The organism is Haloarcula argentinensis DSM 12282, assembly GCA_000336895.1.
GTDB lineage: Archaea > Halobacteriota > Halobacteria > Halobacteriales > Haloarculaceae > Haloarcula > Haloarcula argentinensis.
In genome coordinates this window covers 431552-444863 of sequence record AOLX01000017.1, presented here as the reverse complement: position 1 = coordinate 444863, position 13312 = coordinate 431552, and the positions used below count along the sequence as shown (strand labels likewise).

Below are 13312 nucleotides of genomic sequence, written 5' to 3'. Positions count from 1 at the left end.
TAATAACGTTATGCCACAGCTAGGACTCTACACCGCGACGGAGAACGAACTCGGGGCCGTCCAGCGGGCCGCGGGCGAGGTCGACGCCGACCTCGTCGTGCGCTCGGAGAGCGACCTCGACGACGAGCCAGCGGTCGAGGCGTTCGTCGACGAACTGACCGACGCCGACGCCGTCGTCCTCTGGCTCCACGGGGCCGAGGACAGCATGCCCGGCTATGACCTCGCCGTCGAGCGGTTGCGCGAGGCCGGCGTCCCGCTCGTGGTGAAAGCGACGGGCGACGCCTTCGCCTTCGAGGACACGTCGGTCCCCGACGAGCACCGCGAGACCGTCTACGACTACCTCGACAAGGGCGGGGCGAGCAACGTCGCCAACTGCGTCCGCTACCTCGTGGCGAAGTACGGCGACGCTGACCCCTCGTACGACGACCCGGTGACACTGCCGACGGAGGGCGTCTACCATCCTGATCATCCGGGGGCGAGCATCGAGGATCTGCGGGCGACGTTCGATCCGGCGAAACCAACCGTCGCCGTCTGGTTCTACGAGTCCCACTGGACTCACGAGAATACCCGCTACGTCGACGCACAGGTCCGGGCCATCGAGGCACAGGGGGCGAACGCGCTCCCGATATTCTGCGAGCCGGCGACCGACGCCGAGGGCCAGTGGAACGCCGAGCAGATCACTGAGGAATGGCTCCTCGATGCTGACGGCAACCCGCTGGTCGACGCCGTCTGCTCGTCGTTCATGTTCTCGCTGTCGATGGACGAACGCGGCCGCAGCGCCGACGACGAGGGCCAGAGCGCGGAGGATGTGTTCCTCGACAAACTCGGCGTTCCAGTCATCCAGACCGTGACGACGATGCGCTCGCGCTCGCGCTACGACAGCAGCGACACGGGCGTGATGGGCTTCGAACTCGCGCTCTCAGTCGCGCTGCCGGAGTTCGACGGCAACGTCATCACACACCCGATTTCGGGCAAGGAGCGGACCGACGACGACGCCGGCATCGGCAGCGCGCCGAAACAGCACTTCCCCATCGACGACCGCATCGACCACGTTGCCCGGCTGGCGGTCAACTGGGCCGAACTGCGCCACACCCCGAACGACGAGAAGCAGGTCGCCGTCGTCCTGCACAACTACCCGCCGAGCGACGACGGCATCGGTACGGCGTTCGGACTGGATTCACCCGAGAGCACGGTGAACCTGCTGGAGGAACTGGATGCTCGTGGGTATGATCTGGGTGATACGATGCCCGACAGCGGGCAGTCGCTTGTCGAGCGCTTGACTGCACAGCTCACCCTCGACGACCGCTGGGTCGCGCCCGAGGATGTGCGCGAGTTGAGCGTCGACACCGTCTCACCGGATCAGTACGGCGATTGGTTCGAGACGCTCGACGACGACTTCCGCGAGAACGTCGTTGAGGAGTGGGGCGACCCGCCGGACCGCCCGTTCGCAATTCCCGGCGTTGAGTTCGGAAACGTCCTCGTGACGGTCCAGCCCCCGCGCGGCTTCGGCATGGACCCGTCGAAGGTGTACCACGACTCCGACCTCCAGCCGCCCCACGACTACGTCGCCTTCTACCGCTGGCTCCGCAACAGCTACGAGACGGATGCCGTCGTCCACCTCGGGACCCACGGCAGTCTGGAGTGGCTGCCGGGCAAGACTGTCGGGCTGGACGGCGAGAGCGCCCCGGACCAGCTGATCGACGACATCCCGAACGTCTACCCCTACATCGTCAACAACCCCGGCGAGGGAACGCAGGCGAAGCGCCGGTCCTACGCCGCCATCGTCGACTACTTGACGCCGGTGATGGCCAACGCCGGGACGTACGATGATCTGGCCGACTTAGAGGAACTGGCCGACCGCTACCGCGAGGCCGGCATGGAGGACGCCCGGACCGACGACGGCGAGCACCTCGCCGAGCAGATCCGCCAGACGGTCGACGAACTGGACCTCGCCGTCGAACTCGGCATCGCGGGCGAAATCGACGAGAAGGCTGACGTGCGCGGCCCCGACGAAGCCGGCTCGACGCTCGCCGAAGGTAACGTGGAGGGTGCGGACCTCGACATCGACGCCCTCGTCGAACGGGTCCACGAGTACCTCACTGACGTGAAGACGACCCAGATCCGGAAGGGCCTGCACACGATGGGCGAACCGCCGGCCGACGACCGGCTCATCGACTATCTGGTCGCCCTGACTCGGCTTGAAAATCCCGGCGCGCCGTCGCTGCGCGAGAGCGTCGCAGGTGTACTCGGTATCGACTACGACAAGCTCCGCAACGCCCCCGGTGAGTACGACGAGACGCTGGGGATGACCTACGCCGAAGCCGCCGACCACGTCCACGAGACGAGCAAGGACCTCGTCCGGACGCTGGCTGAGCATGACTTCGATGTCCCCGAGAGCGAACTCGAAGACAGCAGCTCGGAGGTGAACATGAACCTCCTCGTCGTGGATATCGAACCACTCGGGGACGCCCGCGTGCGGTCGGGCGCACACGAAGACCTCCGCGAGGCGCTGGCCTATATCTGTGAGGAGGCGGCCCCACGGGTAGCTGGTGCAGCCGACGAGATTCCCCGCACCGCCGATGCTCTGGCTGGCGAGTACGTCCCACCCGGCGGCTCCGGCGCGCCGACCCGTGGCGGTGTCGACCTGCTCCCCACAGCCAGAAACTTCTACACGCTGGACCCGCGGAAGGTCCCCGCGAAGACGGCCTGGGACGTGGGTAGCGAGGTCGCCGACGGTGTGCTAGAGCGCCACGAAACCGACGAGGGCGAGTACCCGGAAGAGATCGGCGTCGTTGTCTGGGGCACGCCGACGGTTCGGACCCGCGGCGAGACCATCGCACAGGTGCTCGCACTGATGGGCGTCGAACCGGTCTGGTCCGACGCCGGCCGCGTCGAGGACGTGGAACCGATTCCGCTTGAGGAACTCGGCCGCCCGCGCATCGACGTGACGACGCGTGTCTCCGGCCTGTTCCGGGACGCGTTCCCGGCGGCTGCGGGGGTCGTCCACGACGCTGTCGACGCCGTTGTCGACCTGGATGAACCCCACGAGATGAACTACGTAAAGAAACATGTCGAGGAGGAGACCGACGACCTCGTCGCCGATGGCATGGACGAGGGTGATGCCAAGAGCGCGGCGAAACACCGCGTCTTTACCACTCGCCCTGGCGGTTACGGCGCCGGGACGAACAAGGCCGTCGACGAGGGCAACTGGGACGACCGCTCTGACCTCGCCGACGTGTACGTCCAGTGGGGCGGCTACGCGATGGGGTCGCGCGGTCGCGTCAGCGATGCCCACGACGCCTTCGAGCGCCGCCTCTCTTCCGTCGACGCGACGGTCAAAATCGAGGACACCGCCGAGCAAGATGAGTTCGACTCCTCGGACTGGTACGCCTTCCACGGTGGCTTCATCTCCGCGGTGACCGAGATCGCCGGCGAGGAACCGAACTCCTACGTAGGCGATTCCTCGGACCCGGACAACGTCGATGTCTATACAAACGAGGAGAAGGTCCGGAAGGCGATGCGCGCACGCGTACTCAACCCCTCGTGGCTCGACTCGATGGAGGAACACGGCTACAAGGGCGCTGGTGACCTCTCGACGACGGTCGACGTGGTGCTGGGCTGGGACGCGACGACCGACGTGGTCAGCGACACGCTGTGGGAAGACGTGGCCGAGCGCTACGCCTTCGACGAGGACCGACAGGACTGGCTCCGGGACGTGAACCCCTGGGCGCTGGACTCGATTACCGACACGCTGCTGGAAGCCATTGACCGCGGGCTCTGGGACGCCGACGACGAGACTCGCGACCGCCTGCGGGACCTGAATCTGGAGGTGGACGGTGATCTGGAGGCCCGCGCCGGTGCTGGCTCTGGAAGCGATTCGACGGAGGTGACCTCTGATGACGACTAACACGAATGATGCGACAGACGGTGACACGAACAGTGACGACGACTTCGAGGAGTACGCGGACCTCGGCGCGACCACCTCGAACGCAATGGACATCGCGGAGACGTCCATGGACCGCGTGCGCGAACTCGTTCCCGACGAGACGCTGGCCGACCGGATTCGCCAGAAGTCCGTCCACGCGACCGGCGACCCCGAGTTCCAGCACCTCGTTCGCTTCACCGGGGCGGACGACGATGAACCGGTGCGTGCGGGGGCGCGTGCTGTCCTCGATGAACAGCCCATCGTCACTGACATCACGATGGTCAAGGCCGGCATCACCGGCCGCGGCCACGACTGCCCAGTGCGGAAGGCCATCGGCAACGGTGCGGAACTGGCCGCTGAAACCGGGATGACCCGGACGGCCGCGTCGGTGCTCGAACTCGACAAACAGGGCGTCTACGACGGCGCTATCGCCGTCGTCGGGAACGCACCGACGGCCGCACTCGCGCTGGCGGACTGCATCGAGGACGGCACGCGCCCGGCAGTGGCCGTCGCCACGCCCGTCGGCTTCGTCAAGGCCGCAGAGAGCCGAAAACGGCTCCGCGAGGTCGCCGCCGAGCACGGCGTCCCGACCATCACGAACGTCGGCCGCCGCGGCGGGAGCGGGCTGGCCGCCGGGCTGACGAACGAACTGGTGCACGTTGCGTCGGACGTGCGCGAGGGTGTGGTCGATCTATGACCACACCCTTGGAACGAGCGAGCGGGGAGGAACGACCTGCGAGCCGCGAGGGAGGAGTTTTGCTGGATGGCTGACGACTACGATCTTGACTCCGGGCCTGACCCGGCCGATATTGCGGCGAGCACGCCCGAGGACCCCGACGCGGACGGGCCGGTCCACGCCGTCGGCATTGGCCCGGGGAACCCTGACTTCCTGACGCCGCGCGGTGAGCAGGCGATCCGCGAGGCCGACGTCGTCGTTGGCTTCGAGACGGTCGTCGATTTCGTCGCTGACCGGACCGATGCGGACCTGCTGACCTGTGGCTACCGTGACGAACTCGACACGTTGGACGCCTTTGCCGAGCGCGTGGCCGGCGGTGAGCGCGGGACTGCGGTCGCGATGGGCGACCCGAACCACTCTGGCTACCAGTTCGTGGGGAAGGTCCAGCGTGCCGTCGACCGTCCGGTTCGTCTCGTGCCGGGCATCTCCTCGCTCCAGATCGCTGCCAGCCGCGCCCGGACGCCGATGGAAGACACGACGTTTGTCACGCTACACAAGAGCGGTGATCTCTCGGCAGATCTCGACCGGCTTCGGAGCAACGTGGGCGACCGACACCTGCTCGTCCTCCCGCGCCCGTTCGACCTGATGCCCGAGGACATCGCCTCCGAGCTGTTGGATGCTGGCGGCGATCCCGATCTGCCGGCGCTGGTCTACGAGCGCCTCACCCATGATGACGAGGTCCGGACCGCGACGACGCTCGGTGAACTCGCGGAGGATGCCGGCGGTGACAGCAGGGACGACACGCAGTTCTCAGACCTGTCCGTGTTTGTCGTCCGGCGGGAGTGACGCAGGTCCCCGCTCCAGTCTTTCTTAGCTAACTGCGGTTGTCTGTCCCTGCCGTCGCCTGTACTCGTTGATCAGCCGGAACGCGAGCACGTATCCGATAGCGGCGAACACGACGGCCAGGATGACGTTCCCCGTCCACAGTCGGACCAGCACGTCACCACCCATCGACATTGACACACCGTCGAATGACAGCCCGGGTACCGGCCCTAGAATCTGGTTGCCGAGCCAGAAGCTCGACGCGTACACGCCCCACTTGACCGGCGGATTGAGTATCAGCACGGACGCAAACAGCGCGACTTTGCTGAGCTGTTTGAACAGGTACGCGAGGACGAGAAAGGCAATAAATCCAGTGCCCAGCGTCGGCAGTGCAGTGAGGAACACGCCGACGCTGAAGCTCATCGCGACCTCTCGCGGAGAGTGGTCTTCTATCAGCGCGGCCACTAGCTTCTCTTTGACCTGGTCCCGCGTCTGTGCTACTCGTCGGCGAACCATCTACGTGCCAGAACGTACCGTGGGTACAAATCGCTTCCTCTCGTTCGGCGCTCCCGGTTCTGCCGCCGCGACAGCCCTAATCGCCCTCGCCGTCGGTCGCCATCGGCCGGTTTGTGGCAGCCAGCGTCGCCTCGAAGGTCTGTGGGGTACGTGTGTCTGCCATCGTCCGTGCCGTCTCGACGGCGGTTGCAATGGCTTCGGTGACAAGCGGGTGGTCGTCCAGCGTGTCGGTGTAGGCGAGTCCGCCCCTGTCGAGGTCGAGTTTGGCGGGAATCTGTGTCTCCGTCGCGTCGCTCGGAGCGAGAAAGAGCGGTACGGCGACGGCGTGGTCGTGGGTGAGGTTGTACCTGACACATTCGACGGCGGGGTTCTGGAGCAGATAGCACGGTTCGACTTCGCCGAAGGCCGAGCGCTCGCGCAGGCGCTCGGCGTGGTACTCCGTCACCTGACGCTGGTACGGCTTGCCGCTGGAGCCGAAGGCGACGAGCGCGACGGAGGAGTCGGTGGCCTCCGGGACTGCAGCAGCGGCGCGGTCCCGGAGCGCTTCGGTCAACAGCGGACTTCGGCCGACTGGTTCACAGTAGTGCATCTCGGCGTCGACCTCGTCGAGTACCGCCGGCACGTCTGTGACTGTCGCGTGGTCGTGCGCGACGGTCATCGGCAGCGCGAACACGCGGTCGGCGTCGATGGCTACCAGTTCGTCGCGTAACTCCCGACGAGGTTCGTGGTCGTAGGTCAGCACCGTCACGTCGGTTGCTACGCCGCGCTCGCGCAACCGGCGAGCGTGTGTCTCGTAGGGCGTAGCGCGTGACGTGTCCCGACCGATGAGCAGGAGTGTGTCGTGTGGCATTGGTAGCTCCCAACGCTAAAACAAGTTGAGTTGTTTTAGCGAAAGTTGGCTTGCCTGAACGTTGGCAGGAACCCACTAATACCTTTGGGTCCCCCGTCGTATCGACTACCGACGGCCGTCTGTTCAGCGCATTGAAAAGCGGGTCGTATCGACGCTCGACTGCAATCCCAGTCGCTCCGTGCCGGTCGATACGTGTCGGCCTCGGGATGGTCACTCGTAGCGAGTTCGCTCTATATTGCCAACTTCTGACTGGCGCCGTTGTGATCCGCATTCTTGGAACGATGCTGATGCAGTACTCGGCTCTCTTCGACCAGTTCGCAACGGCTCTGTTCGAGGCGGAGTACCAACAAAAACGCGAGGGTGGACTACAGCTCGCTGTCGGGAACGACCACGACCTTCCCGAAGCCTTCGCGATCCTCGATTATTTCGTGTGCCCGGGCAATTTCGCTCATCGGCAGCGTCTCGCGGACTCGTGGCTCCATCTCTCCCTGCCAGACCAGATCCAGCACTTCATCAGCCTGCCCTGGGGTGGCCATCGTCGAGCCGATGACCTGTAACTGATTCCAGAAGATGCGGTTGATGTCTGTCTCCGGATTGCCGCCGGTGGTCGCGCCGCAGGTGACGACCCGGCCGCCCTTGACGAGGCTCTTGAGCGAGTCCTGCCAGGTCTGTGCGCCAATGTGGTCGACGACCATGTCGACGCCGCGGCCGTCAGTCAGGTCCCGGATCTCGCCCGCGAAGTCCGTCTCCTCGTAGTTGATTGTGTGGTCCGCGCCCAGTTCTTCGGCGTAGTCGAGCTTTTCCCGGCTGCTGGCGGTGGCGAACACCTCAGCGCCGGCGTGGTCGGCAATCTGGACGGCCGCGTGGCCTACACCACCGGACGCCCCGAGGACGAGGACAGATTCGCCGGCCTTCAGGTCGCCGCGGTCGCGCAGCATCCGCCAGGCGGTCTGGAACACCAGCGGTGACGCGGCGGCCGTCTCCCAGTCGACGCCCTCAGGAACCGGGGTGAGGTTTTCCGCGGGCACGGCGGCGTACTCGCTGTGGACACCCCGGACGTGTTCGCCGATGATGTGGAAATCCGGCGCGAGTGTCGGGTCACCCTTCCGCGTGAACTCGTCGCCACCGCCGCTTTTGCCGGCGAGGACGGCGACGCGGTCGCCCGGTTCGAACCGCGAGACGCCGTCGCCGACCTCGTCGACGACACCCGCGGCGTCACTGCCCGGGATGTGTGGCATATCGAGGTCGATGCCGGGAAGCCCGCGCCGGGTCCAGATGTCGAGGTGGTTCAGCGCGGCCGCCTTCACGTCGATGACCACCTCGTCGCGGCCCGGTTCGGGGTCGGGAAACTCGCCATACTCGAGTACATCACGGTCGCCGTGACTGTCGAACTGAACGGCTTGCATCGTCATCACTTCCCGTGGCTTGGTTATAAACGCCAGCCTCCCGGAGGCTATTCTGGTCGTGGTTGGTCTACTCGGGACCCATCAATTTGTGTGCGTCTTTTCTATACTCTGTTTCTTTATGGAATATTTGTTTACACAGTGTGTCGGAAGTTCCCGTTCTGCTCCTTCTTGCTATATTATATTCTTATATAGCGGCATATTGTTGAGAAATACGAGAATAAGGCTGCCAAATTGCGATTAGCTCGGACATTCGGATGTACTTTTGGGTGCTCTAGATCTATCTTGGTTGGTGTGTGTTACTATTCACCACTGCTGGTTCGATGAGGAGCATACTTACCGCTTGAATCCGTTCTTTATGGCACCAATGGCACACACTTCAAACACACCCATCGGCCGCTCTCAGGTCGCTCCGACACGCGACTGCGTGGGTCCTCGCTGCAGGACAGTGGTGACCGACCGATGAATCTCTCACTTGTTATCGTCGCGACGATGACCGGCGTCGCTACCGGTGTCGTGTTCGGACTGCTGGATGTTCCAATTCCGGCCCCACCGAACCTCGCCGGTGTCATGGGAATCCTTGGAATCCTCGTCGGCTATCGCCTCATCGAGTACTTCGACGTTGGCGTCAGCCTGCTGTCGCTGCTGAAGGTCTGAGCAACGACACGGCTCTTTTCGAACCGAATCGTCTCACATTTCGCGCCCAGAACGGCGACGACGGCAGTGACTACACTACCGCCGTCAGTGGTCTGCGTGCTCGGTCCCGTTGTGATGTTGGTGAGTGCTTTCGTTCCCGCTGTGGTCGGTTTCGGCTTCCCCGTGGTCGTGATCGCGAGTGAGGCGGCCGTGGTACGTGTCGAGTGTCCGTTCGAGCAGCGCGGTCCGCGTTTCGTGGCCCTCGACGACCGGTTCGACCCACCGCGATTCAGTTCGCCAGTAGCCCATCACGTCGCCGGACGGCTCGATTACCTCCGCATCCAGGCCCTCGACCCCCCAGTCGTCCGTGTACGCCTGGATGAATGAGACGACGACCGTTTCGATGCCGGCCGCGAGTTCGTGGCCGCGCGTGCTCTTGGTGACGTAGGTCAACCTGACGCGACTGTCTTCGACGGCGAGGGAGTCGATATCGACGAACCACTTGCGCAGGTGGGATTCGAACGCGGCGAGTTCGGTGTCGGCAGCGATATCGGCTTCGTCGTCGCTACCGTCGTGGCTGTGTCCATCGCCGTGGTCGTGACCGCCGTCTGTGTGCGTGTGGCCGTTCGCTTCGTTGTGATGCGCCCCATCGTCTGCCTGTGCGGGCGTGTCACTCGCCTCGGGTGTTACCGTCGAGCCACCCGCTCCGGTATCGCCCTGCTGGCCGTTCTGGGTACCGCCGAGGCTGCTACAGCCAGCGCTGGTCACCGCAGCCAGCGCGAGGGTTCCGAGGAACCCACGCCGACTCTGCCGCTGGCTGGTGTCTGCCATGGCTCAGGGCCTCCGTCGCGTTGCGAGCAGCGTTGCGCCGACGAGCGCGAGCAGCGTGACGACGGCGGTGAACCCGGGTCCGGACGCGGCGGTCGTCTCCGACTCCGCGGTTGCAGTGTCCCCGGCCATCGTTCCCGCCGACCCGTCCTCGGTGTCTGGCGTGGCGGTCGCCGTGGTACCGCTGGATTCGCCGTTGCCGTCCGTTCCGGATTCGGCTCCCTGCTCGGCCGATATCCAGACCGGGCTGGTCAGCGCCCGATCGCCGTCCTCGTCGACGACGCGGAAGGCGACCCAGGCGTTCCCATCGATGTCAACGTCGGTGCTCATGGTGTCGTTTGTGCCGTCGAGCGTGACGTTCGAGACGGTCGTCCCGTTCCGGATGACCTCGGCGTAGGCCAGTTCGTCGAGGTTCCGGACCGTTGCAGACGCCTCCACGGACGACCCGGCGGTCGTGTTCACGGTCTCGCCGGGCATCCTGTCGTCGACGGTGAACTCGACGGCTGGACCGTACGTCGCGTACGTGTGCCCGTCTTTCACGGACTGGGCCCACTTCTCGGGCGTGACGGTCCCTTCGACGTATGCCCGGGTGCGGGCGCTCCCGTATTTCGCCGGGAAGCACTGCGAACAGTGGTCGTCGCTGACACCGGTCGCCGTGATCTCGTAGCCGTTGTTCCAGAGCGTAAACAGCCCCTGAACGCTGGCGGCGTCAGATTCGCCGTACGGGCCGTTGTACGCCTCGATGGCGTCGACCATCGGAAGGTACTCCTCGTGCTGGCCGGGCGCGCTGTCGAGGCTGACGAAGCGGTCACCCGGATGGTTGATCTGGAACACCGTCGCGTTGTGTCGGCTGCGGGACTCCTCGATGAACTCCACAAGGGTCCCGTCGGAATCGACCATCTCCTCGCCGTGCATCGGATAGGGGTTGAAGTGCCCGAGGTCGCCCGTGGTGATCTCCTCACTCCGGACGAACATGATGTCGCGCTCCTGAGCCTGTGACTCCATCGACCCCCAGCCGCCGATGGCGTTGTGGTCGGAGATAAACACCGCATCGACGCCCGCCGATTTCTGGATGGCGACGAAGTTGTCGATAGGCGTCTTGCCGTCGAAGCTGACGCTGCTGTGGGCGTGTGGGTCGATGCCGACCCAGTTGCGTTCGCTTGGGTCCAGTTCCTCGGTGAACGTCGCGTTGACGCTGACTGCCTCGCCGGGCGTCACCGAGATGTTCTTCTCGACCGGTTCGGCGATGTAGCCGGTCCCGTGGTTGAACACCAGCGTGTAGTTACCGGGCGGGAGTTGGAACGAGGCCGTGCCGGCCGGCGTCGTTTCGGTGTAGACGGTCTGGATCGCGGTGCCGCCGTCGAGTACCGTAATCCGGGCGTCGGCGGGCCTGACCTCGCCCTCGTCGTCTATCGTCGCGGTGACGTTGACGGGGGCCGGCCCCTCCAGCGAGTCGAAGTCGGCGGTCGCCGTTTCGCCGCCGCTGACGGTAACGGACTTGGGCTCTGACGCCGCAAACCCACTGGCATCGGCCGTCAGCGTGTACTCACCGGCGGGGAGTTCGAGTTCGTACGTTCCGGTCTCCGATCCGACGGTGTAGGTGAACGCACGGTCGCCTTTCGAGGCAGTGACTGTGGCCTGTGAGACGGACTCGTTGTCCGTACTCTCGATGCTGCCGGTCACCGTCCCCGTCTCGGTTCCCTGCTGCTTGTTGTAGTACTCGCTGGTCGCGCTACTTGAACCGTCCTCGCCGACGAAGAAGGCGAACTCCGCCGACCGCGTTTCGCCGGGATCGAGGCGGTGTTCGAGCCACGGATCAACCCAGGTTGTGGACCCCGTGTACGAGGTAAATGAGCCGTTCCCGCCCCAGACGCCGTAGCTCACGCGGTCACCGGTGAGCGCAGCCCAGGGCTGGTCGAGCGTGTCGGCACTCACCGGCGGCGAGCGCGTCTCCTCGACTGTCCCCGAACCGGGGAGCCAGGTCGACTGCCCCTCGGAACTCAGTGCGGCCCCGCTCTGGAGGCGCTCAGAGTCGTTGACCGGGAGGCGCTGGTCGCCCCCGTTCTCCATCGTGGTGTTAATCCAGATGTGGCTGGAGTTGGCCGGCAGCGTGTACGTCGTCGTGACGGACACGTTCGGGTTCGTACTGACGTGACCGGTCGCGGTGACGACTGCTGCGCCGTTCGGACCGGTTGCGTTCTGGCGCTCGAAGGACTCGTAGTCCGGCCACGTCCCGAAGTTGTTGAACGCGAACTCGGCGACGCCGATCTGATCGGTCGTCAGCCCGTACGCGTTGGCGTCGTAGATACCGCCCGGCAGCGTGCCGAAGGGGCCGTTCGTCTCGGTGCCGATGGCGGCGGCGACTTCGCTGTTTTTCAGGACGATCGTCTCGTTCGCCGGCGTCTCGCCGCCCTTGACTCGTTCGCCGGTGACGGCGACCGGCTTGTCCGGTCGCTCGACGTGGCCCGACGAGGCCAGCCACTTCACCGTCCGGAAGAGGAACGGCCGCGTATCGGTCTGCTGGTGTTCGGCCTGCCACTCGTCGGTGAGATACGTCGTGACCGACTTCTGACTACCGAAGGCGACGACGCGGCCGTTGTTACCGATGTCCCACGTCGCGGCTGCACCGACGATGCGCTCGCCACGAGGATACTCTTTCTCTGTCGTGGAGTAGGTGTACTCGTAGGTATCGCTGTCACCGTACAGCAACGGGGCCTGCGTCCCGTTGTCCGTGTCGGTCACGTTGAGACTGACGCCGTCGTACTCCACGGTGTCCACGTTGTTCATTATGGGATGCTGGCCCGTGTTGTGGAGCACAACTCGCCACTCGTAGTCTTCGACTGTCTTGTTGGTCGGGTCCTGAATGTTCCGGAGCCACTTGTCGCTCTCGCCGTTGAAGTGGAGTCCGTACGGGTCGGTAATGTCGTTGAGCTTGCCGGCGTGGCCCTGCAGTGGTGAGGTCCACTCCCCGACGACGAACAGGCTGCCGCCGTTTCTGACGTACTCGTCGATCGCCTCCTGTTCGGCCTCGCTATAGGCCGTCTGAGGGACGGGAATGATGACTACGTCGTAGTCCGACAGCCCGTTCGCGGCCGAACTGTTCCACGAGGTTAGTCCGCCTGACGTCGACCGTTTCGTGTCGACGTCGTAACCGCGTTCGCTGAGTCGGTTTGCGAACTTCGTGAACGTCGAGCCCTGATGACTCCCGTCGATCAACACGTCGACCCCGGCACCGCTGTTGTTGAGATCGACTGAATTATCAGGAACTGGACAGCTACGGTCCAGCTGACAGGTCGCCCCACCACCCGAGGCCGTCTGTGTTGCTGTCTGACTGTTCGCCGTTGCCAGCTCGTTTTGTTCGCTCGATGCAGCAGCGGCGCTTCCGAGGAAGCCGGTGCTGACAACCGACAAAACGAGTAGTACGCTGAGTAGTACTGGCCGTATGTGATTTCTATCCATCACTTCCTGTACAGTATTGTGACTATATAGTTAAAATTTATCATAGACGCACTGTTTCGGGATACTGACTGTTCTCCGTAACGAATAATCGACTTCGCCTCGTCCCTGCGAACCGTGGCTCGGGTTTCGACTCTGGGGATGGACCTACTCCTTGCTGTCCCCTGCTATCACACCGCTTGGCCAATATAAGACGGCGT

At 64.5% G+C, this 13312-nt stretch carries 9 protein-coding genes; 4 read left to right on the top strand and 5 right to left on the bottom strand.

Annotated elements, in window-relative coordinates:
* Positions 1-10 precede the first annotated feature (10 nt).
* The 3 genes from cobN (at position 11) to C443_RS11185 (ending at position 5447) form a co-directional block, all read left to right on the top strand.
* Positions 11-3907, top strand: coding sequence for a cobaltochelatase subunit CobN (cobN, locus tag C443_RS11195; protein WP_005536398.1), 3897 nt, complete (start codon positions 11-13; stop codon positions 3905-3907).
* On the top strand, positions 3897-4622 hold the full coding sequence (locus tag C443_RS11190) for a precorrin-8X methylmutase (RefSeq protein WP_005536396.1): 726 nt from the start codon (positions 3897-3899) through the stop codon (positions 4620-4622). The genes cobN and C443_RS11190 overlap by 11 nt, the downstream gene beginning before the upstream one ends.
* A gap of 66 nt (positions 4623-4688) precedes the next feature.
* The gene (locus tag C443_RS11185) at positions 4689-5447 is read left to right on the top strand and encodes a cobalt-precorrin-7 (C(5))-methyltransferase (protein WP_005536394.1); all 759 of its coding nucleotides are present in this window, start codon (positions 4689-4691) and stop codon (positions 5445-5447) included.
* A 24-nt stretch (positions 5448-5471) separates the two neighbouring features.
* On the opposite strand, the gene C443_RS11180 is transcribed toward C443_RS11185, so the two are convergent.
* From C443_RS11180 to C443_RS11170, 3 genes are all read right to left on the bottom strand, one after another.
* The gene (locus C443_RS11180; RefSeq protein WP_005536392.1) at positions 5472-5939 is read right to left on the bottom strand and encodes a DUF2062 domain-containing protein; all 468 of its coding nucleotides are present in this window, start codon (positions 5937-5939) and stop codon (positions 5472-5474) included.
* 76 nt (positions 5940-6015) lie between these two features.
* A complete protein-coding gene (locus C443_RS11175; RefSeq protein WP_005536390.1) occupies positions 6016-6789 on the bottom strand; it encodes a CbiX/SirB N-terminal domain-containing protein in 774 nt (257 codons plus the stop codon).
* 365 nt (positions 6790-7154) lie between these two features.
* Complete coding sequence (locus tag C443_RS11170) at positions 7155-8195, bottom strand: zinc-binding dehydrogenase (protein WP_005536388.1); 1041 nt, start codon at positions 8193-8195, stop codon at positions 7155-7157.
* Positions 8196-8654: 459 nt separating this feature from the next.
* On the opposite strand from C443_RS11170, the gene C443_RS11165 reads away from it, so the two are divergent.
* Positions 8655-8849, top strand: coding sequence for a XapX domain-containing protein (locus tag C443_RS11165; protein WP_004518274.1), 195 nt, complete (start codon positions 8655-8657; stop codon positions 8847-8849).
* An 84-nt stretch (positions 8850-8933) separates the two neighbouring features.
* On the opposite strand, the gene C443_RS11160 is transcribed toward C443_RS11165, so the two are convergent.
* Together C443_RS11160 and C443_RS11155 are read right to left on the bottom strand one after the other, a co-directional pair.
* Positions 8934-9659 (bottom strand): hypothetical protein, encoded by a 726-nt coding sequence (locus tag C443_RS11160; protein WP_005536385.1) that lies wholly within the window; start codon positions 9657-9659, stop codon positions 8934-8936.
* A gap of 3 nt (positions 9660-9662) precedes the next feature.
* Positions 9663-13115 (bottom strand): CehA/McbA family metallohydrolase, encoded by a 3453-nt coding sequence (locus C443_RS11155; RefSeq protein ID WP_049944011.1) that lies wholly within the window; start codon positions 13113-13115, stop codon positions 9663-9665.
* Between the last annotated feature and the right edge of the window lie 197 nt (positions 13116-13312).